Source organism: Phycicoccus sp. HDW14, assembly GCF_011383005.1.
Classification (GTDB): Bacteria; Actinomycetota; Actinomycetes; order Actinomycetales; family Dermatophilaceae; genus Phycicoccus.
The window spans coordinates 683,752-708,774 of record NZ_CP049935.1 but is presented as its reverse complement, the minus strand read 5'-3'; the positions used below and the strand labels follow the sequence as shown (position 1 = coordinate 708,774).

General features: G+C 74.4%; 20 protein-coding genes and 5 pseudogenes. 5 read left to right on the top strand and 20 right to left on the bottom strand.

All coding sequences use genetic code 11. The annotated features are described in order from the left end of the window. The first annotated feature begins 85 nt into the window (after nucleotides 1-85). Both G7075_RS03530 and G7075_RS03525 read left to right on the top strand, forming a co-directional pair. Nucleotides 86-649: a helix-turn-helix domain-containing protein gene (locus G7075_RS03530; RefSeq protein WP_166118907.1), complete on the top strand. Its 564-nt coding sequence runs from the start codon at nucleotides 86-88 to the stop codon at nucleotides 647-649. 75 nt (nucleotides 650-724) lie between these two features. After that, complete coding sequence (locus G7075_RS03525) at nucleotides 725-1,933, top strand: MFS transporter (RefSeq protein ID WP_205860609.1); 1,209 nt, start codon at nucleotides 725-727, stop codon at nucleotides 1,931-1,933. Here G7075_RS03525 and G7075_RS22425 read toward each other — a convergent pair. From G7075_RS22425 to G7075_RS03485, 10 genes and pseudogenes are all read right to left on the bottom strand, one after another. Then, nucleotides 1,930-2,052, bottom strand: coding sequence for a hypothetical protein (locus G7075_RS22425; RefSeq protein ID WP_371814272.1), 123 nt, complete (start codon nucleotides 2,050-2,052; stop codon nucleotides 1,930-1,932). The genes G7075_RS03525 and G7075_RS22425 overlap by 4 nt on opposite strands. 347 nt (nucleotides 2,053-2,399) lie before the next feature. Continuing rightward, a pseudogene (locus tag G7075_RS22420) lies at nucleotides 2,400-2,642 on the bottom strand (alpha/beta fold hydrolase); the annotation flags it as partial. A 104-nt stretch (nucleotides 2,643-2,746) separates the two neighbouring features. Then, a pseudogene (gene ffh, locus G7075_RS03515) lies at nucleotides 2,747-4,338 on the bottom strand (signal recognition particle protein). Nucleotides 4,339-4,381: 43 nt separating this feature from the next. After that, nucleotides 4,382-4,600 (bottom strand): ACT domain-containing protein, encoded by a 219-nt coding sequence (locus tag G7075_RS20695; RefSeq protein ID WP_240918106.1) that lies wholly within the window; start codon nucleotides 4,598-4,600, stop codon nucleotides 4,382-4,384. Between the two features lie 512 nt (nucleotides 4,601-5,112). Continuing rightward, nucleotides 5,113-6,774: pseudogene (locus tag G7075_RS03510) on the bottom strand ([protein-PII] uridylyltransferase); the annotation flags it as partial. Between the two features lie 3 nt (nucleotides 6,775-6,777). Further along, nucleotides 6,778-7,116, bottom strand: coding sequence for a P-II family nitrogen regulator (locus tag G7075_RS03505; protein ID WP_030527957.1), 339 nt, complete (start codon nucleotides 7,114-7,116; stop codon nucleotides 6,778-6,780). Further along, nucleotides 7,116-8,438, bottom strand: a complete 1,323-nt coding sequence (locus tag G7075_RS03500) for an ammonium transporter (RefSeq protein ID WP_166124200.1) — start codon at nucleotides 8,436-8,438, stop codon at nucleotides 7,116-7,118. Before G7075_RS03500 ends, G7075_RS03505 begins: the two co-directional genes overlap by 1 nt. Nucleotides 8,439-8,677: 239 nt before the next feature. Then, nucleotides 8,678-9,868, bottom strand: coding sequence for a signal recognition particle-docking protein FtsY (gene ftsY, locus G7075_RS03495; protein ID WP_166124199.1), 1,191 nt, complete (start codon nucleotides 9,866-9,868; stop codon nucleotides 8,678-8,680). A 72-nt stretch (nucleotides 9,869-9,940) separates the two neighbouring features. Beyond that, nucleotides 9,941-11,893: a M13 family metallopeptidase gene (locus G7075_RS03490; RefSeq protein WP_166118905.1), complete on the bottom strand. Its 1,953-nt coding sequence runs from the start codon at nucleotides 11,891-11,893 to the stop codon at nucleotides 9,941-9,943. A 79-nt stretch (nucleotides 11,894-11,972) separates the two neighbouring features. Next, nucleotides 11,973-12,188: a hypothetical protein gene (locus G7075_RS03485; RefSeq protein ID WP_166118902.1), complete on the bottom strand. Its 216-nt coding sequence runs from the start codon at nucleotides 12,186-12,188 to the stop codon at nucleotides 11,973-11,975. A gap of 74 nt (nucleotides 12,189-12,262) precedes the next feature. On the opposite strand from G7075_RS03485, the gene lepB reads away from it, so the two are divergent. Continuing rightward, a complete protein-coding gene (gene lepB / locus G7075_RS03480) occupies nucleotides 12,263-12,973 on the top strand; it encodes a signal peptidase I (protein ID WP_240917861.1) in 711 nt (236 codons plus the stop codon). Nucleotides 12,974-13,047: 74 nt separating this feature from the next. After that, a complete protein-coding gene (locus G7075_RS03475; RefSeq protein WP_166118900.1) occupies nucleotides 13,048-14,046 on the top strand; it encodes an NAD-dependent epimerase/dehydratase family protein in 999 nt (332 codons plus the stop codon). 21 nt (nucleotides 14,047-14,067) lie between these two features. Here the strand turns inward: G7075_RS03475 and smc are convergent. The 3 genes and pseudogenes from smc to G7075_RS03460 form a co-directional block, all read right to left on the bottom strand. Further along, a pseudogene (gene smc, locus G7075_RS03470) lies at nucleotides 14,068-17,639 on the bottom strand (chromosome segregation protein SMC). A gap of 215 nt (nucleotides 17,640-17,854) precedes the next feature. Beyond that, nucleotides 17,855-18,145: a chorismate mutase gene (locus tag G7075_RS03465; RefSeq protein ID WP_166118898.1), complete on the bottom strand. Its 291-nt coding sequence runs from the start codon at nucleotides 18,143-18,145 to the stop codon at nucleotides 17,855-17,857. An 84-nt stretch (nucleotides 18,146-18,229) separates the two neighbouring features. Continuing rightward, nucleotides 18,230-18,541, bottom strand: coding sequence for an acylphosphatase (locus G7075_RS03460; protein WP_240917860.1), 312 nt, complete (start codon nucleotides 18,539-18,541; stop codon nucleotides 18,230-18,232). 233 nt (nucleotides 18,542-18,774) lie between these two features. Here G7075_RS03460 and G7075_RS03455 point away from each other — a divergent pair, with 233 nt between their 5' ends. Next, nucleotides 18,775-20,718, top strand: a complete 1,944-nt coding sequence (locus G7075_RS03455) for an acyltransferase family protein (RefSeq protein WP_166118895.1) — start codon at nucleotides 18,775-18,777, stop codon at nucleotides 20,716-20,718. Here the strand turns inward: G7075_RS03455 and mutM are convergent. The 7 genes and pseudogenes from mutM to rsmD form a co-directional block, all read right to left on the bottom strand. Then, nucleotides 20,690-21,574: a bifunctional DNA-formamidopyrimidine glycosylase/DNA-(apurinic or apyrimidinic site) lyase gene (gene mutM / locus G7075_RS22415; RefSeq protein ID WP_240918105.1), complete on the bottom strand. Its 885-nt coding sequence runs from the start codon at nucleotides 21,572-21,574 to the stop codon at nucleotides 20,690-20,692. The genes G7075_RS03455 and mutM overlap by 29 nt on opposite strands. A 45-nt stretch (nucleotides 21,575-21,619) precedes the next feature. Beyond that, a pseudogene (gene rnc / locus G7075_RS22410) lies at nucleotides 21,620-22,324 on the bottom strand (ribonuclease III); the annotation flags it as partial. Between the two features lie 10 nt (nucleotides 22,325-22,334). After that, the gene (gene rpmF, locus G7075_RS03445; protein WP_166118890.1) at nucleotides 22,335-22,529 is read right to left on the bottom strand and encodes a 50S ribosomal protein L32; all 195 of its coding nucleotides are present in this window, start codon (nucleotides 22,527-22,529) and stop codon (nucleotides 22,335-22,337) included. Between the two features lies 1 nt (nucleotide 22,530). Beyond that, nucleotides 22,531-23,109 carry a DUF177 domain-containing protein gene (locus G7075_RS03440; RefSeq protein WP_166118888.1) on the bottom strand — a complete coding sequence of 193 codons (579 nt, stop codon included), beginning with the start codon at nucleotides 23,107-23,109 and terminating at the stop codon, nucleotides 22,531-22,533. 110 nt (nucleotides 23,110-23,219) lie between these two features. After that, entirely contained in the window at nucleotides 23,220-23,726 is a 507-nt protein-coding gene (coaD, locus tag G7075_RS03435; RefSeq protein ID WP_166118885.1) for a pantetheine-phosphate adenylyltransferase, read from the bottom strand. After that, nucleotides 23,723-24,385, bottom strand: a complete 663-nt coding sequence (locus G7075_RS03430) for a hemerythrin domain-containing protein (RefSeq protein ID WP_166118883.1) — start codon at nucleotides 24,383-24,385, stop codon at nucleotides 23,723-23,725. The genes coaD and G7075_RS03430 overlap by 4 nt, the downstream gene beginning before the upstream one ends. Before the next feature lie 62 nt (nucleotides 24,386-24,447). Continuing rightward, complete coding sequence (gene rsmD, locus G7075_RS03425; RefSeq protein WP_166118880.1) at nucleotides 24,448-25,011, bottom strand: 16S rRNA (guanine(966)-N(2))-methyltransferase RsmD; 564 nt, start codon at nucleotides 25,009-25,011, stop codon at nucleotides 24,448-24,450. Nucleotides 25,012-25,023 lie beyond the last annotated feature (12 nt).

Sequence of the window (25,023 nt, the reverse complement as noted above, 5' to 3'; positions counted from 1 at the left end):
CGTCCGGGCGCCCGTGCCCAGCCCTTCGCTGGACCTGAGAGAGCCCTCTCGATAGGGTCCTCTCAGATCAGGAAGGGGGCCCTCGATGGCCAACCCGTACGGTGACCTCGAGCTCGACGCGCGAGGGATGCGCGCCCTGGCCCACCCGGTGCGCGTGCGCATCCTCGGCGAGCTGCAGCGGCACGGACCCGCCACCGCCACCCGCCTCTCCCCCGTCGTCGGCGCCACCCCGTCGGTCACGAGCTGGCACCTGCGCCACCTCGCCGAGCACGGCCTGGTCCGCGACGCCGCGACCGGGGGCTCGGGCCGCGAGCGCTGGTGGGAGGCGGTGGGCCGCGGCTTCCGGTTCTCCGGCGACCAGGACGCGGGATCGGCCCTGCAGCGGGCCATCGAGGACGCCGAGGGCGACCTCGTCGGCGACTGGCACCGCGACGTCGAGCCCACCCTGGCGCCCGCGTGGCGCGCGGTGGCCGGTCGCTCGAGCACCCGGGTGCTCCTCACCCCCGAGGAGGCCGCCGGGCTCGAGGCCGCCGTCGAGGCGCTGCTCGCGCCCTACGTCCTGCGCAAGGACGACCCGGCCGCGGCTCCCGCGGGAGCCCGCACGGTGCTGCTGCTGCGCCACACCCTCCCGGACCGCGACCATGGCTGAGCCGACCACCGGGACCGCGCCCTCGCCGCCCGGGCGGCCCCGACCGCTGTGGCGCGGCCGGCGGTTCGCCACGGCGTGGGGCGCCCAGACCGTCTCCGAGCTCGGCGACCGGGTGTCCGACCTCGCGATCCCCTCGTCGCCGTCACCGTCCTCGACGAGAGCGCCTCCCGGGTCGCGCTGCTCACCGCCGTCGTGTGGCTGCCCAACCTCCTGGCGCTGCTCGTCGGCACCTGGGTCGACCGGCGCCCCCGGCCGCGGCGCCTCCTCGTCGTCGCCGACCTCGCCCGGGCCGTCGTCGTCGCGACCGTGCCGGTCGCCGCCGTGCTCGGGGCGCTGACCTTCGCGCACCTGCTCGCCGTGGCCCTCCTGCTCGGCGCGTGGTCGACGCTCTTCCGGTCCGCGTGGCAGCCGTTCTACGTCGCGCTCGTCCCCCGTGAGCGCTACGTCGAGGCCGGCAGCCTGTTCAGTGCGACCCGGTCGGGCTCGTACATCGCCGGTCCGGCGCTCGGCGGCGGGCTCGTCCAGCTGCTCACCGCGCCCTACGCCCTCGTCGTCGACGCCGTCTCGTTCCTCGCCTCGGCCACCCTGCTGCGCACCGCCGACGTGCCCGACCGCACCCCGGCCCCCGACGACGGGTCGTCGCTGCGCCGCCGGGTCGCCGACGGGATGCGGCACGTCTGGCGCGACCCGTACCTCGCCCCGATGCTGCGCTGCGTCTCGTGGATCAACCTCTTCACCTTCGTCGTGCAGGCGCTGCTCGTCGTGTTCGCCAGTCGTGACCTCGCGCTCTCGGCCGGCACCATCGGGCTGTCCCTCGGCATCGGGGCCACTGGTGGGCTGCTGGGGGCCGTGGTCGCCGGCCGGGTCGGGCGCCGCATCGGCATCGGGCGCACCGCCGTGGTCGGGGCGCTGCTCTTCACGCTGCCGACCACCACGCTCGTCCTGGCGCACGGGTCCGACCTCGCGAAGGCGGTCGGGCTGACGGCCGTCGAGGCGGTCACCGGCTTCGGCGTCATGCTCTTCGACGTCAACGTCAACGCCGTGATGACCGCCGTCATCCCGGACGACGTGCGGGCCCGCGTGCAGGGCGCGTTCACGACCGTCAACTACGGGGTGCGTCCGCTCGGGGCGGTGCTCGGCGGACTGCTCGCCGGGCTCGTCGGCACGGGGGCGGCCATCGCCGTGGGCTCGGTGCTCGCCGCGCTCTCGGTGCTCTGGCTCGTGGGCAGCCCCCTGCTGGCCGTGCGCTCGCTCGACGACGTGCCCGACCCACAGGCCGGCTAGCCGACGGTGCGGACCACGCGGCGCAGCGTCTCCACGACGACGGCGGGCTGGTCGGTGTGCACCCAGTGCGCGGCCCCGTTGACCGTGACGATCCGGGTGCGCGGGAACAGGGTCCGCATGTCAGCGACGTCGGTGTCGCGCACGTACTCGGACTCGCCACCGACGAGCCAGACGACCGGCCCGTCCCACGAGCGACCACCGAGGTCGGGGAAGCCGGCGATGTCCGAGTCGCTCCCTCGCTCGGCGTCGGCGGCGATGAGCCCGAGGTTGGCCTGCCACGCCCACTCGGTGCCCGAGCGGCGCAGGTTCTGCAGGAGGAAGGCCTTGACCCCGCGTCGGGCTCGGCGAAGCGCGCCTCGGCGTCGGCGCGGCTGGTCAGCGCCTCGAGCGGCAGGGCGCGCATCTCGTCGATGTAGCCGCGGAAGCGGTCGAGGTCGCCGTAGTCCTTGGGCGCGATGTCGACGACGACGAGGCTCGCGACGAGCTCGGGGTGGGTGAGCGTGAGGACCATCGACACCTTGCCGCCGAGGCTGTGCCCCACGACGACCCACTGCTCCCCCGGCGCCGTCGCGGCCAGCGTCGCGGCGACGGCCTCGGCGTAGGCCTCGTACGAGAAGGTCTCCGACCACGGTGAGCGACCGTGGTCGGGCAGGTCGACGAGCAGGCACCGCGCGCCCGACCCGTCCGGCCCGGCGAGCGCCTTGGCCACCTGGGTCCAGTTGCGGCCCTGGCCGAAGAGTCCGTGGAGGAAGGCGACCCGCGGCCCGTCCGTTCCGACGGCGAGCGTGTTCAGCTCGCGCGCCGCCGAGTCGTTCACTGCCCCAGGAACTTCTCGAAGCCCTTCGGCAGCTGGGAGGGGTCGAGGTCGGCGGGACCGGTGGCCGGCCCGGACCCGAAGCTCGAGCCCGAGGGCGTCGAGGCGCCCCGCTGGGCTGCCGCGCGCTCCTCGGCCGCCCGCTTGGCCGGGTTGCCGGACTTCGACTTCTTGCGCTGCGGCGCCTGCTGCCGCCCGCGCTTGCCCGGCCCTGAACCCATGCCCGGCATCCCCGGGATGCCGCCGCCCTTGGCCATCTGCTTCATCATCTTCTGCGCCTCGCCGAACCGCTCGAGGAGCTGGTTGACCTCGGAGGTGCCGACCCCCGAGCCCTTGGCGATGCGGGCGCGGCGCGAGCCGTTGATCTGCTTGGGGTGGTTGCGCTCGAAGGGGGTCATCGAGCGGACCATGGCCTCGACCCGGTCGAACTCGCGCTCGTCGAAGGCGTCGAGCTGGGCCTTCATCTGGCCCATGCCCGGCATCATCCCGAGCACCGACTTCAGCGAGCCCATCTTCTTGATGGCCGCCATCTGCTGGAGGAAGTCGTCGAAGGTGAAGTCCTCGGCCGCGAGGAACTTGCGCTCCATCTCGGCGGCCTGGGTGCGGTCGAACGCCTTCTCGGCCTGCTCGATGAGGGTGAGGACGTCACCCATGTCGAGGATGCGCGAGGCCATCCGGTCGGGGTGGAAGACCTCGAAGTCCTTCACGCCCTCACCGGTGGAGGCGAACATGATCGGACGGCCGGTGACGCTGGCGACCGAGAGCGCGGCACCGCCGCGGGCGTCGCCGTCGAGCTTGGAGAGGACCACGCCGGTGAAGTCGGTGCCCTCGAGGAAGGCCTCGGCGGTCTCGACGGCGGCCTGGCCGATCATCGCGTCGATGACGAAGAGGACCTCGTCCGGCGAGATGGCCGCGCGGATGTCGGCGGCCTGCTGCATGAGGTCGGCGTCGACGGCGAGGCGGCCCGCGGTGTCGACGATGACCACGTCGTGCTGCTTGGCCCGGGCCTCGGCGATACCGCTGCGCGACACCGAGACCGGGTCGCCGTGCGAACGCGTTCCCTCGATGTCGCCGCCGACGACGTCGTGGCCCGAGATGTTGCCGCGCTCGGGGGCGTACACCGGCACGCCGGCACGCTGGCCGACGACCTCGAGCTGGGTGACGGCGTTCGGCCGCTGGAGGTCGGCCGCGACGAGCATCGGGGTGTGCCCCTGCTCCTTGAGCCAGTACGCCAGCTTGCCGGCCAGCGTCGTCTTGCCCGAGCCCTGGAGGCCCGCGAGCATGATGACGGTCGGCGGCTGCTTGGCGAACCGGATGCCCCGGGTCTCGCCGCCGAGGATGTCGACGAGCTCGTCGTTGACGATCTTGACGACCTGCTGCGCCGGGTTGAGCGCCTCGCTGACCTCGGCCCGAGCGCCCGCTCGCGCACGTTGTGGGTGAACGTCTTGACGACCGGCAGGGCGACGTCGGCGTCGAGCAGCGCGAGCCGGATGTCGCGGACCGTGCGGTTGACGTCGGACTCGCTGAGGCGGCCCTTGGTCCGCAGGTTGCGGAAGGTCTCGGTCAGGCGGTCGGACAGGGAGTTGAACACCGGCACAGCCTAACGACTGACCGCCCGCCCACCGGACGGGCGCTCAGGAGGGGGCGAGGCCGTCGCAGGTGTCGATGACGAGGCTGACGGCCTGCGCGACCCGTGCGGGCGGCAGCGGCAGCCCGTCGGACCCGGTGAGGTAGAAGGTGTCGAGGGTCTGGCCGGCGTAGGTGGCGATGTGCGCCGAGCGCACCGACACCCCGGCCCCCGCGAACGCCGCCCCGAGCTCGTGGAGCAGCCCGGGCCGGTCCTGGGCCCGCACCTCGAGCACGGTGGCCTCGGTGCTGGCCCCGGGCACGACGAGGGCCCGGGCCTGCCCGGGCGAGCCGATGCCCGACTCCCCCGACGGCCGCGCGAGGTGGGCCCGCCGGCGGTCGAGGGTCTGCAGCGGGCCGCGGTCGCCACGCCCCAGCCGGGCCAGGCCGCGCACGATGCGCTCGGGGTCCGGCACCGCGCCCGACGGCGACTCGACGTGCCACTCGTTGACCGCGATGTCGCCGACGGTGCGGAGGATGGCCGTGCGCACGGTGTGGCCCTCGGCGGCGAGCAGCCCCGCAGTGTCGGCGAACAGGCCCACCCGGTCGACGTCGACGATGTCGAGCCGGTGCGAGCCGCCGCCCGAGACGACGCGCACCCGGGGCTCACCGGCACGCACGGACTCGGCGACCTCGGGGTCGACCCGCCGGGTGGAGCCCTCGTCCGCACCGGCCGCCGCCGGAACGGGCTGGGGGCGTCGAGCCGGGCGCGGACGGCCGTCGCCAGCTGCTCGAGCAGGGTCGCGCGCCAGTCGGTCCAGGCCAGCGGTCCGGCCGCCGAGGCGTCGGCCTCGGTGAGCGCCAGCAGCAGCTCGAAGACCTCGCGGTCGCCGTCGACGGCGGCCACGGCGGCGTCGACGGTCGCGGGGTCCTGGTGGTCGCGGCGGGTGGCGAGCTCGATGACCGTCAGGTGCTCGCGCACGAGCGTGACGAGCACCTCGACGTCGCGCGGCGGGAAGCCCCAGCGCGTCGCGATGGTGCGCGTCGCCTCGGCGCCGGTGACCGAGTGGTCGTGTGCCCCACGGACCTTGCCGATGTCGTGCAGCAGCGAGGCGACGAGGAGCAGGTCCGGGCGCGAGGTCCGGCGCACGAGCCCGGCGGCGCGCACGACGGTCTCGACGAGGTGGCGGTCGACCGTGTGCCGGTGCACCGCGTTGCGCTGCGGACGCGAGCGCACGGCGGCCCACTCGGGCAGCCAGCGCTCGACGATGCCGACCTGGTCCAGCCCCTCCCAGACGGTGGCCAGGCCCGGCCCGGAGGCGAGCAGGTCGCCGAGCAGGTCACGGGCGTGGGCCGGCCACGGCGTCGGCAGCGCGGGCACGCCGGAGGCGAGGTTGTCGAGGGTCGTCGGCGAGATCGGCAGGCCGGCGCGGGAGGCCACGACGGCGGCGCGCAGGGCCATCCCGTCGTCGGTCTCGGCCAGCCGGGCCGACCCCAGCACGACCTCGCCGTCGCTGGCGAACAGGCCGTGGCCGAGCGGGGTCATCTGCGGGCGGCGCGGGCCGACGCGCAGGGTGCGGGCGCGCTGCGACTGCCCGGCCCGGCGGACCGTGCCGTCGAGCGAGTAGGCGATGAGCCGGCCGGCGTCCGAGACGGCGGTCAGAAGGTCGTCGGCGTCGGGGTGCCCGAGCAGCGCGGCGACGGCGTCGTGGTCCTCGCGGCCGAGCCGGTCGCGGCCCCGTCCGGTGACGACGTGGACGGCGTCGCGCACGTCGAGGAGCAGCTCGTGGGCGGCGTCGACCCCGCCGTGCGGGCGGTCGGCGAGCCAGGCCTCGGCGAGGGCGAGCAGGACGGTCATGTCGCGCAGGCCGCCGTGCGCCTCCTTGAGCTCGGGCTCGATGGACTGCGCGAGGTCGCCCTGGCGCGCGTGCCGCGCCGTGAGCGCCTCGACGAGCTGCGGGAGGCGCTTGCGCGCGTTGCCCCGCCAGTCGTGGGCGACCGTCGCGCGGGCCGCCGCGACGAGCTCCTCGTCACCGGCGAGCGGCGCGAGGTCGAGCAGCCCGACGGCGGCGGTGAGGTCGTTCGCCGCCACCTGGCGGCACTGGGTGACGGTGCGGACGCTGTGGTCGAGGCGGACCCCGGCGTCCCAGATGGGGTACCAGACCCGGTCGGCGAGGGCGGTCAGCTCCTTGGCCGGCAGCGAGCGCTCGGAGTGCAGGAGGACGAGGTCGTAGTCCGAGAGCGGCCCGGCGTCGGCCCGGCCCAGGCTGCCGACGGCCGCGAGGGCCACCCCCTCGATGCGCGCCCCACCCGTGGCCGCCCGCCAGAGCCCGGCGAGCCAGTCACGGTTGAAGGCCGACAGGGCCGCCCGGCGCGCCCGGCCGGCACCGGCGACGTGGAAGTCGCGGGTGCCGGCCAGGTCGAGCCTCCGGGAGCCGATGTCGCTCGAGGAGGTGGCCATCGCTCAGATCGCCTCCACGCCGCGTTCGCCGGTGCGGACCCGCGCGACCTCCTCGACGGGGGTCACCCAGACCTTGCCGTCACCGATCCGCCCGGTCTGCGCGGCCTTGAGGACGACGTCGACGACCGAGCTGGCGTCCATGTCGTCGACGAGGACCTCGAGACGGGTCTTCGGGACGAAGTCGACGGTGTACTCCGCGCCGCGGTAGACCTCGCTGTGCCCGCGCTGCCGGCCGTAGCCCTGGGCCTCGCTGATGGTCATGCCCTGGATGCCGAAGGCCTCGAGGGCCTCCTTCACCTCGTCGAGCTGGTGGGGCTTGATGATCGCGGTGACGAGCTTCATCACTTGGCTCCTTCGAGGTCGAGGCTCTCCGCGCTCGGGCGGCTGGGCGCGGGCGCGGAGGCGGACGTGGTCATCCGACCGCCCCGGCCGGCCAGCTCGTACGCGGACTCACCGTGCTCGTTGTAGTCGATGCCCTCGACCTCCTCGTCCTCCGACACCCGCCAGCCGATCGTGTACTTGATGGCGTAGCCGATGATCGCGGTGAAGACGCCGGTCCACAGCACGGTGAACAGGGCCGCACCGGTCTGGTTGAGCAGGGAGGAGAAGCCGCCGCCGTAGAAGAGGCCGTCGACGCCACCGGGGGCCACCGAGGTCGAGAAGAACCCGATGAGGATGGTGCCGAGCAGGCCGCCGACGAGGTGCACACCGACGACGTCGAGCGAGTCGTCGAGGCCGAACTTGAACTTCAGGCCGACCGCCCAGGCGCAGACCGCACCGGAGATGGCGCCGATGGCGATGGCGCCGGCGAGCCCGACCGCACCACAGGCGGGGGTGATGGCGACCAGGCCCGCGACGATGCCGGACGCGGCACCGAGCGAGGTGGCCTTGCCGTGCACGAGCTTCTCGACGACGAGCCAGCCGAGCATCGCGGCACAGGTCGCGAGCGTCGTGTTCATGAAGGTGAACCCGGTCTCGGACATGAACTGGGCGGTGCTCTGCTCGGCGGTGTCACCCGCGAGGACGACCGAGCCGACGTTGAAGCCGTACCAGCCGAACCACAGCAGGCCGGCGCCGAGCATCGTCAGGGTGAGGTTGTGCGGCTTCATCGGCTCCTTGGGCCAGTTCTTGCGACGGCCGATGATCAGGGCGAGGACGCCGCCGGCCACACCGGCGTTGATGTGCACGACCGTGCCGCCCGCGTAGTCCTGCTGCGCGAGGTGGCTGTAGATGAACCCGCCGCCCCAGGTGTTGTGGGCGATCGGGAAGTAGCAGAGGGTCAGCCACAGCGGGACGAAGACCATCCACGACGAGAACTTCACGCGGTCGGCGATGGCCCCGGAGATCAGGGCCGCGGTGATCGTCGCGAAGGTCAGCTGGAAGAGCACCCCGACGTACGGGCTGCCGGTGCCGTCGGCGGCGCTGTGCCAGCTGACGCCCTTGAGGCCGAACAGCTCGAGGGGGTTGCCGATCAGCTGCCCGTTGCCGAGGCCGCCCCAGCCCATCGACCAGCCCCACAGGACGAAGACGATGGCGCCGATGGCGAAGGCCCCGTAGGACATCATCATCATGTTGAGGACCGACCGCGAGCGGGTCATGCCTCCGTAGAAGAGCGCCAGTGCCGGCACGGTCATCATCAGCACGAGGGCTGTCGCGACCAGCATGAAGGCGTAGTAGCCGTCCAAGGATCCTCCAGGGTTCGAATGTCTCCAGGACGGTCCTGCCGGGGTGCTGCGCTCCCGGTCGAGAGTGGCCCGTCCACGTACCCCAGAAGCGTCGGACGCCGAGGTTTCACCGTGCGCCGCGTCGTGTTTCGTCGAGGTTTCGGGTCCGGCCCCCGGTAAGCATCGCGTTTCGACCCGCGGGAGGTCCCGCATCGTGAGACCGGCGCGGCCGCCGGCGGTCAGTCGAGGATGGCGTCGACGAAGGCCTCGGGGTCGAACGGCGCGAGGTCGTCGGGCCCCTCGCCGAGGCCGACGAGCTTGACCGGGACACCGAGCGCCCGCTGCACCGCGACGACGATGCCGCCCTTGGCGGTGCCGTCGAGCTTGGTGAGCACGATGCCGGTGATGCCGACGACCTGCGCGAACACCTCGGCCTGGCGCATGCCGTTCTGGCCGGTCGTGGCGTCGAGGACGAGGAGCACCTCGTCGACGGGGCTCTGCTTCTCGATGACCCGCTTGACCTTGCCGAGCTCGTCCATCAGCCCGACCTTGTTCTGCAGCCGGCCCGCGGTGTCGACGATGACGACGTCGGCCTCGAGCTCGGCGGCGGCCTTGACGGCGTCGAAGGCGACGGCGGCGGGGTCGGCGCCCTCGCGGTCGGAGCGGATGGTCGGCACGCCGACGCGGGCGCCCCAGGTCTCGAGCTGGTCGGCGGCGGCGGCGCGGAAGGTGTCGGCGGCGCCGAGGACGACGTCCTTGTCGTCGGCGACGAGCACGCGGGCCAGCTTGCCGACGGTGGTGGTCTTGCCGGTGCCGTTGACGCCGACGACGAGGATGCACGCGGGCCGGTCGTCGACGCGCTCGTCGGCGAGGGAGCGGTCCATCGACGGGTCGACGAGGGCGAGCAGCTCCTCGCGCAGCATCGCGCGCACGGCCCCCTCGTCGCGGGTGCCCTCGACGGCGACGCGGGTGCGCAGCGCCTCGACGAGCTCGGTGCTGGCCTGGACGCCGAGGTCGGCGCCGAGGAGGGTGTCCTCGACCTCCTCCCACCCGGCGTCGTCGAGCGAACCACGCGACAGCAGGGCCAGCAGGCCCTTGCCGAGGGCGGTGTTCGAGCGGGCGAGTCGGGCACGCAGCCGGCGCAGCCGGCCGGCCGGCGCCTCCGGGGTCTCGACCGTGGGGGTCGGGGCGGGCGCGGGCGCGGAGGGTGCCGCGGGCTCGTCCTCGACGACCTCGCCGGGCCGTTCGATGGTGCCGATCGCCCCGTCGGGCGCGAGGTCGGCGTCCGACGGCCCGGGGGTGCCCGGCGCCTCCGGCGCAGCCGGCTCGGCACCGGTGCCGCCCCGGCCACGGAGGAGGCCGAGCACGACGCCACCGACGACGACGAGCACGGCGACGGCGATGCCGACGTAGACCCACAACGAATCGATCACGCGACCATCCTGTCAACCCCGGGGCCCGGGCCCAAACCCACGGACCGGCCGGTCGCGGTGGGCACCACCTCAGAAGATGCGGGCCCGCTCGTCCTCGGGCAGCCACATGCCGTCGCCCGGTGCGGTGCCGAACGCCTCGTGGAACTCGTCGAGGTTGCGCGCGGCGTTGGCCCGCAGGTCCATCGGGCTGTGCGGGTCGAGGGCGAGCAGCCGCTCGGCCTCGGTGGCCCGTGCCTTGCCACGCCAGATCTGGGCCCAGCCGAGGAAGAAGCGCTGCTCGCCGGTGAAGCCGTCGAGCTCGGGGGCGGCCTCGTCGCCGAGCGCGATGCGGTAGGCGGAGTAGCCGATGGTCAGGCCGCCGAGGTCGCCGATGTTCTCGCCGACGGTCAGGGCGCCGTTGACCTTGTGGCCCGGCGCGTCGCGGGTCTCGAGCAGCGAGAACTGGCCGATGAGCTTGTCGGCGAGGGCCTGGAAGCGCTCGCGGTCGCTGGCGCTCCACCAGTCGCGCAGCTCGCCGCGGCCGTCGAACTGGGAGCCCTGGTCGTCGAAGCCGTGACCGATCTCGTGGCCGATGACGGCGCCGATGCTGCCGTAGTTGACGGCGTCGTCGGCCTCGACGTCGAAGAACGGCGGCTGGAGGATGGCGGCCGGGAAGACGATCTCGTTCATCCCCGGGTTGTAGTAGGCGTTGACGGTCTGCGGGGTCATGAACCACTCGGTGTGGTCGACCGGGCCGCCGAGCTTCGCGAGGTTGCGGTCGACCTCGAAGGCACTGGCCCGGCGGACGTTGCCGAGCAGGTCGCCGGCCTCGACCTCGAGGGTGGAGTAGTCGCGCCACCGGTCGGGGTAGCCGATCTTCGGCGTGAAGGCCTCGAGCTTGGCGATGGCCTGCGCGCGGGTCTCGGCCCCCATCCACGGGACGTTGGAGAGGCTGCGCCGGAAGGCCTCGACGAGGTTCGCGACGAGCTCGAGCATCCGGTCCTTGGCGTGCGGCGGGAAGTGCCGCTCGACGTACAGCTGGCCGACCGCCTCGCCGAGGGCGTCCTCGACGAGCGTGACCGCGCGCTTCCAGCGGTCGCGCAGCTTCGGGACCCCGGAGAGGGTGCGGCCGTAGAAGTCGAAGTTCTCCTCGACGAACGGCGCCGAGAGGTAGGGGGCGTGCGCGTGCACGACGTGCCAGGCCAGCCAGTCGCGCCAGGTCTCGATGCCGACCTCGGTGAGGGCGGCCCCGAGCGCGGTGACGAAGCTCGGCTGGCGCACGACGACGGCGTCGAAGGCGGTGGCGGGCGCCCCCATCCCGGCGAGGAAGCCCGTCCAGTCGATGCCCGGGGCGAGCGCCTCGAGGCCGTCGCGGTCGAGGAGGGTGTAGGTGCGCACCGGGTCGCGGTTGGTCACCTTGTCCCAGTGGGCGGCGGCCAGCCGGGTCTCGAGGGCCAGCACCCGCTCGGCGGCGGCCTCGGCACCCGGGTGGGCGACGAGCTCGAGCATCCGGGCCACGTGCGGGGTGTAGGCCGCGCGCTTGTCCTCGTGCTGCGGCTCGCGGTAGTACGACTCGTCGGGGAGGCCGAGCCCGGCCTGCTCGAGGTAGACGACATAGCGGTCGGGGTCGCGGTCGTCGGTGTTGACGTAGGGGATGACCGGGCCCATGACGCCGTCGCGCGCCAGCTCGCCGAGCAGGCGGAGGAGGCCGGGGGCGTCGGCGACGGCCGCCACCCGCTCGAGGTCGGCCGCGAGCGGACCGGCGCCGAGGGCGTCGACGGCGGCCTCGTCCATGAAGCTGGAGTAGAGGTCGCCGACCTTCGCCGCGACGGTGCCCGCGGCGGGCGACCCGGCCGCCGTCTCCTCGATGATCGTCCGGACGTGCTCCTCGGCACTCTCGCGCAGCGTGTCGAAGGTGCCGTAGCGACCGCGGTCGTCGGGGATCTCGGTGTGCGCCAACCATCCTCCGTTGGCGAACGCGAACAGGTCGTCCTGCGGGCGGACCGTCTCGTCGACGGAGGCGGTGTCGATGCCGGACCTCATCCGGGGGCTCCTTCTCGCTGGGGTGGCCTCATTCGACCACACCCGCCCGACACCGTCGGGCCACAGGGAGCCGCCGGGCTCAGGCGGAAAGGCGGGCCGGCTCGTCGTCCGCGACCGGCGCGTGGGCGTCGTCGGAGGCTCCCGGGGTGACCCGGTCGCGCAGGGTGTCGAGGGTGGCGTGACCGCGGCGGGTGAGGACCCTGCGCCCGGCCTGGCGGGCCGGCACCGCCACCATCCCGACGACGACGAGCGCCACGGCGGTGATGAGCAGGAGCGAGACCACGACGGAGACCATGCCCCCAGTCTCCCGAGGTCGGGCACCGCTCACCAAATCGACACCTGTGACGGGACCGGACTAGGGTGACGCGCGTGACCGACGCCGGTGCCGCGCCGGACGTGAAGACCCCCCGCCGCCGACGCCGCCTGCCGTGGTTCACCGAGGTGCTCGTGGCCCTCGTCGGGGTGGCGCTCGTCCAGGCCTTCCTCGTGAAGCCCTTCGGCGTGCCGTCGCAGTCGATGGAGAACACCCTCCACATCGGCGACCGGATCCTCGTCAACCGGCTCGACCACGGCGTCGACCGCGGTGACGTCGTCGTGTTCGGGCACGGGTCGTCGTGGCAGGAACGGCAGCTGCCCCCGGCACCCAACCCGCTGACCCGGGCGGTGCGCTGGGTCGGTGACCTCACCGGCATCGGCCCGAGCAACACCTCGTACACCGTCAAGCGGGTCATCGGCCTCGCCGGCGAGCGGGTGGCGTGCTGCACCACCGACGGCAAGGTCACGGTCGACGACCGTCCGCTCGAGGAGCCCTACGTCTTCGAGGACCTCCCGTTCGTCGCGGGGTCGCTCGACTGCTCGAGCACGCCGCGCTCGACGCGCTGCTTCCCCGAGATCACCGTGCCGGCCGACGACCTCCTCGTGCTCGGCGACCACCGGTCGCAGTCCGCCGACTCCGTCATCGGGTGCCGCGGCGCCACCGAGGGGGGCGAGTGCGCCCGGTTCGTCCCCCTGACCCGGGTCGTCGGGCCGGTCGTGCTGCGCTTCTGGCCGCCGGGTGACATCGGCGGCCTGCGCCACTGACCCCCGGCGCCCTCGGCTCCGCTCTGCGCGAACAGGGCTTCCGCGCAACCGCTCCCGCGTGGTCGGCTGTCGGGATGAAGCTCCTCGTGCTGGGTGGGACCGCGTTCCTCGGGCGGGAGGTCGCCCGCGCCGGGCTGGCCGCAGGCCACGACGTCACGTGCGTGGCCCGGGGGTCGTCCGGGGAGGTGGCCGACGGCGCGCGGCTCGTGCGGGCCGACCGGACGGGTGACGGCCTCGGCGGGGTCGAGGACGAGCACTGGGACGCGGTGGTCGACGTCGCGCGCGACCCGGGCCAGGTGGCGCGGGCGGTCGCCGCGCTGCGCGGGAGGGTGGGGCACTGGGCGCTGGTCTCGACCGGCAACGTCTACGCCGACCACTCGGTGCGCGGCGCCGACGAGTCCACTCCCCTGCTCGCACCGCTGGAGTCCGGCGGTGACGAGCCCGACGAGTACGGCGCGAAGAAGGTCGCCTGCGAGCGGCACGTGCTCGACGCGCTGGGCGCCGAGCGGGTGCTCGTCGCGCGGGCCGGGCTGCTCGGCGGCCCCGGCGACACCTCCGGGCGCACCGGCTGGTGGCCGTGGCGGTTCGCCCACCCCGCCTCCCCCGGTGAGGTCCTCGTGCCGGATGCCCTCGACGAGCCCGCGCAGGTCCTCGACGCCCGCGACCTCGCGGCCTGGCTGGTGCGCTCCGGGGAGTCGGGCACGGCCGGGGTCGTCGACGCGGTCGGGCCCACGACGACCCTCGGCGGGCTGCTCTCCGTCGGGCGCGAGGCGGCCGGGTCGCCGCCGGTCGAGGCCGTCGCCGCCGACCCCGCGTGGCTCTCCGAGCAGGGCGTCGAGGCGTGGATGGGTCCGCGCTCGCTGCCGCTGTGGCTGCCCTTCCCCGAGTACGCGGGCTTCGCGGCGCGGACCGGGGAGGCCGCCCGCGCCCTGGGCCTGGCGAGCCGGCCGCTCGTCGACACGCTGCGCGACGTCCTCGCCTGGGAGGAGCAGCGACCGGCCGACCAGCCGCGCCGTACCGGGCTCGACGACACCGACGAGCGCGAGCTGCTCGCCGCCTGGCACGCCGGCTGACGTCGCGAGCCGACGCCTCGGTCAGGCGGTCGCGGCGACGTCGCGGATGCGCTGGCTGACCACCGTGGTCACGCCGTCGCCGCGCATCGAGACGCCGTAGAGGGCGTCGGCGACCTCCATCGTCCGCTTCTGGTGCGTGATGACGATGAGCTGGCTGGAGTCGCGCAGCTCCTCGAACAGGGTGATGAGCCGGCCGAGGTTGGTGTCGTCGAGCGCGGCCTCGACCTCATCCATGATGTAGAACGGGCTCGGCCGGGCCTTGAAGATCGCGACGAGCAGCGCCACGGCCACGAGCGAGCGCTCGCCACCGGAGAGCAGGCTGAGCCGCTTGACCTTCTTGCCCGGCGGGCGGGCCTCGACCTCGATACCGGTCGTCAGCATGTTGTCCGGGTCGGTGAGCACCAGGCGCCCCTCACCCCCGGGGAAGAGCCGCTCGAAGACGCGCTCGAACTGCTCCTTGGTGTCGTGGTAGGCCTCGGTGAAGACCTGCTCGACCCGCTCGTCGACCTCCTTGACGATGTCGAGCAGGTCGCGCTTGGAGCGCTTGAGGTCCTCGAGCTGGGTCGTGAGGAAGGTGTGCCGCTCCTCGAGCGCCGCGAACTCCTCGAGCGCCAGCGGGTTGACCTTGCCGAGGGCGTTGAGGGCCCGCTCGGCCCGGCGCAGCCGCTTCTCCTGCTCCTCGCGCACGTAGGGCACCGGCTCGGGCGTGGCGTCGAGGTCGTCGTCGGGGCCGGCGACGTGGGGCACCTCGCGGTGCGGGCCGAACTCCTCGACGAGCACCTCGGGGTCGATGCCGAGCTCCTCGACGGCCCTGGCCTGCAGCTGTTCGATCCGCGCCAGCTGCCGGGCCCGGGCCATCTCGTCGCGGTGCGCGGCGTCGGTGAGGTCGCGCAGCTCGTCCTGGACCCCGGTGAGCTCCTGGCGCAGGCCGGCGGCGACCCGGTCGCGCTCGGCCCGCTCGGCCTCGGCGGCGTCGCGCAGGCTGGCGGCTCGCGTCAGGGCGCGCGCCACGCCGTCGACGGACCAGGCCGCGGCCTCGTGCACGGCGGCGGCGACCTCGGCCTCACGGCGGCGCTTCTCGCGGCGCTCGCGCAGCCGCTCGCGGGCGGCGATCTCGTTGCGGGCGGCACCCTCGAGGGAGTCGGCGCGGCCCTTGAGCGCGCGGGCCCGCTCCTCCTTCGTGCGCAGCGCGAGCCGCACCTCGGTCTCGCCGGTGCGGGCGCGGCTCGCCTCGAGCTCGAGGCGGTCGCGCTCGTCGGTGGAAGGGTCGGCGTCGTCCTCGACCGGCTCGGACTCGGCCTCGGCGAGGCGGGTGGACAGGGCCTCGAGCTCGAGGCGGTCGGCCTCGAGCCGCTCGGTGGCCGCGGCGATGGCGCCCTCGGCGCGCTCTGCCTCGGCGCCGGCGGTGCGCATCGACGCCCCGAGGGTGCCGAGCCGCTCGGCGATGGCCGCCATCCGGGCGTCGGACTCGTGCAGGGCCTCGAGTGCGGCATCGACGTCGGTGGCCATCGCGGCCGCCTTCTCACGGGCTGCGGTGAGCGAGAACCGGTTCCGCTCGACACGGGCCGTGGCCTCGGCCAGTGCGGCGCGGGTCTCGTCGACGGCGGCCTGCACCTCGAGGAGGCTCTCGCCGGCGCTGCTGCCGCCGCGAGCCCAGCCGGGGCCGAAGACGTCGCCGTCGGCGGTCACCGCGGTGATGCCGGGGTGCCGCGAGACGAGGGCGACCGCGTGGCCGGCGGTGGGGACGAGCGCGACCCGCTCGAGCAGCTGCTCGACCGCGGGGGCGACTGCCGGCTCGGCCCGCACGACGTCGCGCGCCCAGACCGCCTCCCGCCGAGGTCGGGCCACGAGCCCGGGTCGGTGGGGCCGGCGGTCTCGCCGACGAGGAGGCCGGCGCGCCCGCCGTCACCCTCGCGCAGGCTGGCCAGGGCGGCGGCGGCGGAGTCGGCGGACCCGACGGCGAGCGCCTCGGACGCCCAGCCGAGGGCGGCGGCGACGGCGGCCTCGTGCCCGGTCGTGACGTGGAGCAGGGCGGTGACCGCGCCGAGGATGCCGTGGCGGTCGTCGGCGGCCTCGAGGAGCGTGGCGGCGCCGTCCTTGCGCCGCAGGCTCATCTCCAGCGCCTCGAGCCGGGCCTGGTTCGACGAGCGGTCGCGCTCGGCGGTGCGCTCGGCGGCGAGCAGCTGCTCGATCTCGGCCTCGACGGCGGCGAGCTTCTCGGCGGCCGCCTCGTAGCTGGTGTCGAGCCCCTCCTCGCCCTCCTCGTCGTGGGCGATGCCGCCCTCGAGCTTCGCGAACTCGCGCTCGGCCTCGGCGGCCCGGGCGCGGGCCTCGGTGACGAGCGACTGCAGCCGGCCGATCTCGGCCTCCGCGGCCTCGATCCGGCTGCGGCGGGCGCCGACCTGCCCGGCGAGCTTGGCCAGCCCCTCGCGGCGGTCGGCAGCCGCCCGGGCCAGGCGCGCGAGGCGCTGCTGCTCGGCGGTGAAGGCGGCCTCGGCGGCCTCGCGGGCGGCGACGGCCTCCTGGAGGCCCTCGGTGGTCTCCTCGATCTCGGCGAGCAGCACGCCCTCGGCCTCCCGGGCCTGGGCGGCCTGGGCGCGCAGCTCCTCGGGGTCGCGACCCGACGTGGTCTCGTGCTCCTCGTCCTGGGAGAGCAGGCGCACCCGCTCGGCGGCGACCGAGCCGGTGGACTCGAGCCGGTCGCGCAGGCTCTGGAGGCGCACGACGCGCTCCTGGGCCCGGCCGAGCTCCGGCGCGGCGTCGGCGGCCTGGCGCTCGACCTCGGTGAGCCGGCCGCGCACGGTGGCCAGGGCGTCCTCGACGGCGGTGCGGCGCTCGAGCAGCGCGGTCTCGTCGGCGACCTCCTGCTCGACGATGCTCGTCAGCTGGACGAGGTCGTCGGCGAGCAGGCGCAGCCGTGAGTCGCGGACGTCGGCCTGCACGACGGCGGCCCGGCGGGCGGCCTCGGCCTGGCGCCCGAGCGGGCCGAGCTGGCGGCGGATCTCGCCGGTGAGGTCCTGGACGCGGGTGAGGTTGCCCTCCATCTGCTCCAGCTTGCGCAGCGCCCGCTCCTTGCGCCGGCGGTGCTTGAGGACGCCGGCGGCTTCCTCGATGAAGCCGCGCCGCTCCTCGGGGGTCGCGCGCAGCACGGTGTCGAGCTGGCCCTGGCCGACGATGACGTGCATCTCGCGGCCGAGGCCGGAGTCGGAGAGCAGCTCCTGGACGTCGAGGAGGCGGCAGCCGGTGCCGTTGATGGCGTACTCGGAGCCACCGCCACGGAACATCGTCCGGGTGATCGTCACCTCGGAGTAGTCGATGGGCAGGGCGCCGTCGGTGTTGTCGATGGTCAGGCTGACCTCAGCCCGGCCGAGCGGCGGGCGGCCCGCGGTGCCGGCGAAGATGACGTCCTCCATCTTGCCGCCGCGCAGGCTCTTGGCGCCCTGCTCGCCCATCACCCAGGCGAGGGCGTCGACGACGTTGGACTTGCCGGAGCCGTTCGGGCCGACGACGCACGTGATGCCCGGCTCGAGGCGCATCGTCGTCGCCGAGGCGAAGGACTTGAACCCCTTGAGGGTCAGCGTCTTGAGGTACATGCGGCGTGGTCAGCTCTCGTCGGTGCGGGTCGGCCCGGGTGCAGCCGGGACCCGGGCGATGCTACCGGGGCGTGCGGGTCCCGGCGGGACGTGCCATGGCCCCGGTGGTGCCTGTGACGCCCGGGGCCCGTGGGGCTCCTGCGACGGCCTTCTGCGCGGTGAGTGCGGAGGTGGTCGCTCCCGCGACCGTTTCCGCACTCGACTGCGAGGTCCGCTCAGGAGCCGTTCGCGAGGTGCTCGTGGTGGTGGATGACCTCGGCGATGATGAAGTTCAGGAACGCCTCGGCGAACTGCGGGTCGAGCCCGGAGTCGTCGGCCAGCGCCCGCAGCCGCGTCACCTGGGCGTCCTCGCGGCCGGGGTCGGCGGCGGGCATCCCGGCGGCGGCCTTGAGCTCGCCGACCGCCTGGGTGCACTTGAACCGCTCGGCGAGGAGGTGGACGAGGGCGGCGTCGATGTTGTCGATGCTCGAGCGCAGCCGCGCGAGGTCCGGGGGGATGTCGCTCACCGGTCCATCGTAGGAACCCTCCTCCGGATGCCCCGCCTCGTCCCACGACCCGGTCCCCCGCGCCGACCCGAGCGGGCCGGCCGCTCAGCGCTCGCGGAAGCCGCTCTCCCCCTTCGGGTCCGACCACAGCGGCGACGACACCGCCGTCACGTGGCCCGGCCGACCGCTGCCCGACGGGTCCTCGCGCAGCAGGCCGTGCAGCGCCTCGACCGACGCCCGGGGTCCCTCGGCGACGACCTCGACCCGCCCGTCGCCGGTGTTGCGCGCCCAGCCGGTGAGCCCGAGCTCGAGCGCCCGGGCCCGGGTCCACCAGCGGAACCCGACGCCCTGCACCCGCCCACGCACGAAGACCGTCCCCCGCACCATCCCTCGGTCCTCGTCCGGCGCCTCGTCCATGTCACCGATCCTAGGAACCGCCCCACGGCACGTCGGGGCGACCGCGGCTCGTCCCGGCCACCGGCGAGACGTCGTGGGCGCCTTGGTGGTGTCCGGATGGGGTGGTCACCCCCACTCCGGCGCCAGGAAGGCCACCCGGAGCGCCTCCACCGGCGCGGTCCCTCCCCGTGGGCAGCCCCCGCCCCACCGCGCGCCTCCGTCACCCTGTCACCACCCGTCACTACCGTTGCGCCATGGAGTCGCTCGGACCCGAGGGCGGTGGTGGGGTCACCACCGAACCCCGACCGAGCCCGGCGGCCGGACCCGGCCCGAACCCCTCGCGGCGCCTCCCCGGCCTCGACGGCCTGCGCGCCCTCGCCGTGCTCGCGGTCATCGCCTTCCACCTCGACCCGCGCTGGCTGCCCGGCGGCTTCCTCGGGGTCGACGTCTTCTTCGTCATCTCCGGCTTCCTCATCACGACGCTGCTGCTGCGCGAGCGCGCCGACACCGGACGCGTCGACCTGCGAGCGTTCTGGACCCGCCGCGCCCGCCGCCTCGTCCCCGCCCTCCTGCTCGTCGTCCCCTCGGCGGTCCTGCTGGCCCGGCTCACCGAGAGCGACCTGCTGGTGGGCATCGGGCGGCAGGTCCTCGGCGCCCTGACCTTCACCTCGAACTGGCTCGAGGTCGGCGCGGGCACCGACTACTTCGCGTCGACCTCCCCGACCCTGCTGGCCAACCTCTGGAGCCTCGCGGTCGAGGAGCAGTTCTACCTCCTCTGGCCGCTCGCCCTGCTGGCCCTGCTCCGTATGGTCCGCCGGCCCGAGGCCCGTGCGGGCGCCGCCCTCGGCCTCGCCCTGGCCTCGTCGCTGCTCATGGCCCTGCGCCTCGACCCCGACCACCCGACCCGCGTCTACTACGGCACCGACACCCACGCGACGGGCCTGATGGTCGGGGCCGCCCTCGCCCTGGCCCTCGCGACCCCGCACCGCGCGTGGACCCGCACCGCCCGGTGGGAGCGCCACCGCCGCACGGTCGGAGCGCTCGCCCTCGTCACGCTCGGCACCCTCCTCGTCCTCGCCGACGAGCGCTCCCCCGTCACCTTCCGCGGCGGCATCCTCCTCGCGAGCCTGGCCACCGCCGCCCTCGTCCTCGTCGTCGTCGAGCGCCCCGGACGGTTGCGGGCCCTCCTCGACCTGCCCGCCGCCCGCTGGGTCGGCGCCCGCTCGTACGGCCTCTACCTCTGGCACTGGCCGGTCGTCCTCGTCGTCGGCCAGGACCTTCCGGTCACCCCCGGTGGGCTCGACTACGTGCTGACCCGGGGCTGGGCGCTCGTCGTGACCGTCGCCGCGGCCGACCTGTCCTACCGCTTCGTCGAGACGCCGGTGCGCCGGCTGGGCTTCGGCGGGGCGCTGGCGGCCGGCGCCCGACGCCTGCGCTCGGCCGGTACGCGCCGGGCCCGGGTCGCCGTGGCCGTCCTGGCCACGGTCTCGGTGGCCACCGCGATCGTCCTCGTCACCGCACCCGAGCGCACCGCCACCGAGGAGCTCATCGAGGCCAACGAGGCGGCCCTCGCGAGGGCGGCGGCCGCCACCGCCCCGGCGACCCCCACCACGAGCCCGACCTCGTCGGCCGCGGCGACCGAGCCCGCCACGACGCCCGCGAAGGTCTCGTGGGCCATGCCCGCCGGCACCGAGATCGACGCGTTCGGCGACTCGATGCTCGTCGGCGCCAAGCAGGCGATGGAGTACTACTTCCCGAAGATCCGGATGGACGCCCGCTCCAACCGCCGGTGGAGCGAGGCGCCGAACCTCGTGAAGAAGCGCGGTGACGGGCTGCGGCGGGCCGTCGTCCTCGCCTTCGGCACGAACTTCGGCACCGACGCCGCAGCCATCCGCCGCACGCTCGACGTCGTCGGCCCGGACCGGATGGTCGTCGTCATCACCGTGCACGGCCGGTACGCGCGCGCCGAGACCGACAACGAGGCGCTGCGGCAGGTGGTCAAGGGCCGCGCCAACGTCGTGCTCGCCGACTGGGACTCCGCCCTCGCCGACACCAGCGGCATGCTGCAGTCCGACGGCATCCACCCGAGCATCAAGGGCGCGCACCTCTACAGCGCGACGGTGCGCGGCGCCCTCGCGACGCTCTCGGAGCAGCGCACCGGGAAGCCGGTCAGGCTCGCGCCGATCCCGCTGCCCTGACCGGCGCGACCCGGCGGGGCCGTGGCTGGCAGCGCGGGCAGGAGAAGGACGAGCGGTTCATGAACTGCTCGCGGCGGATGGGCGTCCCGCAGCGCCGGCACGGCCGTCCCTCCTGCCCGTAGGCGGCGAGCGAGCGGTCGAAGTACCCCGAGGCGCCGTTGACGTTGACGTAGAGCGCGTCGAAGCTCGTGCCGCCCTCCCCCAAGGCCTCGCGCATCACCGCGGTGGCGTGGTCGAGCAGCTCCCCGAGCCGCGGCTTCGTCAGCGCCGAGGCCGGCCGCTCGCCGTGCACCTGCGCGCGCCAGAGCGCCTCGTCGGCGTAGATGTTGCCGATGCCCGAGACGACGGTCTGGTCGAGCAGCACGCGCTTGACGGCCGAGTCCTTGGTCTTCATCCGGCGCACGGCGGCGGCGCGGTCGTAGGCGGGGTCGAACGGGTCCGGGCCGATGTGGGCGATCGGCAGCGGCACGCCGTCGTCGCCGAGGTCGGTGAGGGCGAGGCCGCCGAAGGTCCGCTGGTCGACGAAGCGCAGCTCGGGGCCGGCGTCGGCGAACGTGAAGCGGGCGTGGAGGTGCTTCTCGTCGGGCAGCGCAGGGTCCTCGACGAGCAGCTGGCCGCTCATCCCGAGGTGGAGGATCAGCCCGACGGAGTCCTCGAGGTCCCACCAGAGGTACTTGCCGCGGCGGCGCACGGCGGCGACCCGGCGCCCGGCGAGACGCGCCGCGAGGTCCTCCGGACCGGCGACGTGCCGGCGGGCGACGCGGTGGCCGCGCAGCTCGACACCGACCAGCCGGCGACCCTCGACGTGGGTGGCCAGGCCGCGCCGCACGACCTCGACCTCGGGGAGCTCAGGCACCGTCGAGGGGGCGCTCTCGTGGTCGTCGCGGATGGAGGTCCAGGCGTGCGCGGCGGCCTCCTGCTCGGCGACCTTCTTCGTCCGGCCGGTGCCGCGGCCGAGCACCGCACCGCCGATGACGACCTCGGCCTCGAACGACTTCGCGTGCTCGGGGCCGTCCTCGAAGACGACGTACTCGGGCGAGCCGAGGCCGTGCCGCGAGCTGATCTCCTGGAGGCTGGTCTTCCAGTCGAGGCCGGCGCCGAGCGTGGCCGACTGGGCGAGCAGCGGGTCGACGAGGCTGTGCACGAGCCGGGCCGAGGCCTCGATGCCGGCGCCCTGGTAGACCGCGCCGATGACCGCCTCGACGGTGTCGGCGAGGATGGAGTCCTTGTCGCGTCCCCCGGTGCTCTCCTCGCCGCGCCCGAGGAAGACGAAGTCCCCGAGCCCGAGCGTGCGCCCGACGTCGGCGAGCGCCCGCATGTTGACGACCGCGGCCCGCAGCTTGGCCAGCTGGCCCTCGGTCTCGTCGGGGTTGGCGTCGTAGAGCGTCGTCGTGACGACCAGCCCGAGCACCGAGTCGCCGAGGAACTCGAGCCGCTCGTTGTGCGGCAGCCCGCCCATCTCGTACGCGTACGAGCGGTGCGTCAGGGCACGCCGGACCAGCGCCTCGTCGGCAGCGACGCCGGTGACCTCCGTCAGGTGGTCGACCAGCTCGGCGACGGGACGCAGCGGGGTGAGCGATCCGGCAGCGGCCGGGCCCTTGCCCATGGGGCGGGTATCAGCCCTGGTGCTCGGTGCGCTCGGCCGCGCCGAAGTGGCGGCCCTTGTAGGTGCCGCACGACGGGCACGCCATGTGCGGCTGCGTCTGCGCCTTGCACTGCGGGCAGGTGGTCGTGGCGACCACCGTCGCCTTCCAGTTGGCGCGGCGCGAGCGGGTGTTGGAGCGCGACATCTTCCGCTTCGGAACGGCCACGTCAGGTCCTCTTCTCTGTCGTCGTGGACGGGTCCTCGGCCAGGGCCGAGAGCGCCGCCCATCGGGGGTCGATCTCTTCGTGCTGGTGCTCCGGGTCCTCCGCGAGCGGCTGACCGCACACGGAGCACAGGCCGGGGCAGTCCGGCCGGCACACCGGCTGGAACGGCAGCGCAGGCACCACCGTGTCCCGGAGCACCGGCTCGAGGTCGATGTAGCCGTCCTCGATCTGGTACTCCTCGTCGGCGTCCTCGTCCCCCACCTCCTGGTGGTGGACGTGCCGATCGGCGTGAACGAACAATTCCTGGAAGCGCCCGTCGAGCTGCTCGCTGACGGGGTCCAGGCACCGCACGCAGGCGCCGGTCGCCGTGCCACGGACCGAACCGGTGACGAGGACGCCCTCGACGACGGACTCCATCCGGACGGAGAGGTGCAGCGGACTGCCCTCCTCGACGCGGATGACGTCGGTGCCGAGGTCGCTCGGCGCACCGGCCTCTCGCTCGAGCTCGTGCATCGTCCCGGGTCGCCGGCCCACGAGCTTGGTGTCAAGCACCAGCGGGGACCGGGGGTCGAGTCGAGACATGGCTTTCACGATGGAGGTCGGAACGGTTCGGGCCACGCCGCACGGACGCAGACCGAAGGGCAAGGTTACCGGCAGGCGCCCACCTGCCCAAACCGGCGGCAAGGGGAGGCTCAGCCCGGCGGCCGCACCCGGTCCACGAGCGCGTCGCGCACCTCGTCGGGCACGAGGCCGCCGACGTCGCCGCCGTAGCGGACGACCTCCTTGACGAGCGAGCTCGAGACGTGGCCGAAGGACGGCTCGCCCGGCAGGAAGACGGTCTCGACGCCGGTGAGGTGCCGGTTCATCAGCGCCATCGGCAGCTCGTAGGCGAAGTCGGTGCCGCCGCGCAGGCCCTTGACGACGACGTCGGCCCCGACGTCGCGGCAGACGTCGACGAGCAGCCGGTCGGCGAAGGCCTCGACCCGCACGCGGCCGGCGAGACCGGCGGCGGCCACCGCGTGCTCGACGAAACCGACCCGCTCGGCGACCGTGAACGTGCCGGCCTTGGCCGGGTTGTGCAGGACGGCGACGACGACCTCGTCGTGGAGGGCCGCGGCGCGCCCGATGACGTCGAGGTGACCGAGGGTCACCGGGTCGTAGGAGCCGGGGCAGACGGCCCGGCGCACGCGCTCGCTCACGCCCGCCAACCTAGCAAGGCCGTGACGGCCCGGTCAGTCGCGCTTGGCGGCGTCCTCGACCTCCTCGGCCTCCTCCTTGGCCCGCTCCTTGATCTCGTCGGCCTCCTCGCGCGCCTCCTCCGGGCGAGGACGCCCTCGGCGACGGCCTCGTCGAGCAGCGCGGCGACCTGCTCCTCGGAGGCGCAGCCCTCCTCGAGCAGCTGGTTGCGCCGGGTCAGCCAGTCGACGCCGAGCTGCTCGCGGACCTCGAGCGAGACCTCCTCGCGCGCCGGGTTGAGGATGGTCTGCTCCTCCTCGTTCGCGTGGTGGTTGACGACCGTGGCGAGGTCCTCGAGGGCGTCGTCGTACTTCTGGGTGTCGGTGCCCTTCGCCCGGAGGAAGGCCAGCAGCGCCTCGTTGATCTCGGCGTGCTCCTCCTCGCCGTGCTCGGCCTCGTGCTCGCTGATGTCGGCGGCCTTGCGGCGCAGCGTCGGGTAGACCTTCTCCTCCTCGGCGACGGCGTGGGCGACGAGGATCTCGGCCAGGGCGTGGCGAGCGGCGGCGCGGTCGGTGTCGGTGCGGCGGGCCTCGCGCAGCAGGTCCTCGAAGAGCCGGTGGTCCTCGAGGATGCGCTCGAGGACGTCGCCGCTGACGGGCCGGGGGATGTCGTAGTCGCTCATGTCCCGCATCCTGACAGAGACCGGGCCTGACCTGCGGCGACGGGTGCCGGTCTTCGACGGCCTCAGGCGCGCACGGCCAGCCAGACGGTCGTCTCGCCGTAGCGGCGCGGCTTTCCCTCGCGCGCCAGTCCCTCGGGCCAGGCCGGCTCGGGCGAGCGTGACGAGCGCTCGACGACGACCAGCCCACCGGGCGCGAGCCATCCCGCGGCCAGCCGGGCGAGGACGGCGGCCAGCGCCTCCTCCGGCACGTCGTACGGCGGGTCGACGAGCACGAGGTCGGCGGCCTCGCCGGGCCCCGGGTCGCCGGAGAGTGCGGCGGAGACCGTGGAGAGGCGCACCTGCACGCCGTCGAGGCCGAGGGTGCGCGCGTTGGCCGTGATGGTGGCCGCCGCGCGCCGGTCGGACTCGACGAGCACCGCCGAGCGCGCGCCGCGGCTCATCGCCTCCAGCCCGAGCGCGCCCGAGCCGGCGTACAGGTCGAGGACGTGGCTGCCCCGCACCGCGTCCCGGGCGTCGAGAGCCGAGAAGAGCGCCTCGCGGACCCGGTCTCTCGTCGGACGGGTGCCCGAGCCGGGCGGCGTGCGCAGGGTGCGACCCCCGTGCGTGCCGGCGATGATCCGCGTCATCCGCGCTCCAGG

Excerpts from the sequence above, each read along its gene's own strand:
- G7075_RS03530 (WP_166118907.1), top strand. The coding sequence starts at position 86 with ATGGCCAACCCGTACGGTGACCTCGAGCTCGACGCGCGAGGGATGCGC.
- G7075_RS22425 (WP_371814272.1), bottom strand. The coding sequence starts at position 2,052 with ATGCGGACCCTGTTCCCGCGCACCCGGATCGTCACGGTCAACGGGGCC.
- G7075_RS03505 (WP_030527957.1), bottom strand. The coding sequence starts at position 7,116 with ATGAAGCTCGTCACCGCGATCATCAAGCCCCACCAGCTCGACGAGGTG.
- G7075_RS03500 (WP_166124200.1), bottom strand. The coding sequence starts at position 8,438 with ATGCTGGTCGCGACAGCCCTCGTGCTGATGATGACCGTGCCGGCACTG.
- G7075_RS03490 (WP_166118905.1), bottom strand. The coding sequence starts at position 11,893 with ATGAGGTCCGGCATCGACACCGCCTCCGTCGACGAGACGGTCCGCCCG.
- G7075_RS03485 (WP_166118902.1), bottom strand. The coding sequence starts at position 12,188 with ATGGTCTCCGTCGTGGTCTCGCTCCTGCTCATCACCGCCGTGGCGCTC.
- G7075_RS03475 (WP_166118900.1), top strand. The coding sequence starts at position 13,048 with ATGAAGCTCCTCGTGCTGGGTGGGACCGCGTTCCTCGGGCGGGAGGTC.
- G7075_RS03460 (WP_240917860.1), bottom strand. The coding sequence starts at position 18,541 with ATGGACGAGGCGCCGGACGAGGACCGAGGGATGGTGCGGGGGACGGTC.
- G7075_RS03455 (WP_166118895.1), top strand. The coding sequence starts at position 18,775 with ATGGAGTCGCTCGGACCCGAGGGCGGTGGTGGGGTCACCACCGAACCC.
- G7075_RS03440 (WP_166118888.1), bottom strand. The coding sequence starts at position 23,109 with ATGTCTCGACTCGACCCCCGGTCCCCGCTGGTGCTTGACACCAAGCTC.
- G7075_RS03430 (WP_166118883.1), bottom strand. The coding sequence starts at position 24,385 with ATGAGCGACTACGACATCCCCCGGCCCGTCAGCGGCGACGTCCTCGAG.
- rsmD (WP_166118880.1), bottom strand. The coding sequence starts at position 25,011 with ATGACGCGGATCATCGCCGGCACGCACGGGGGTCGCACCCTGCGCACG.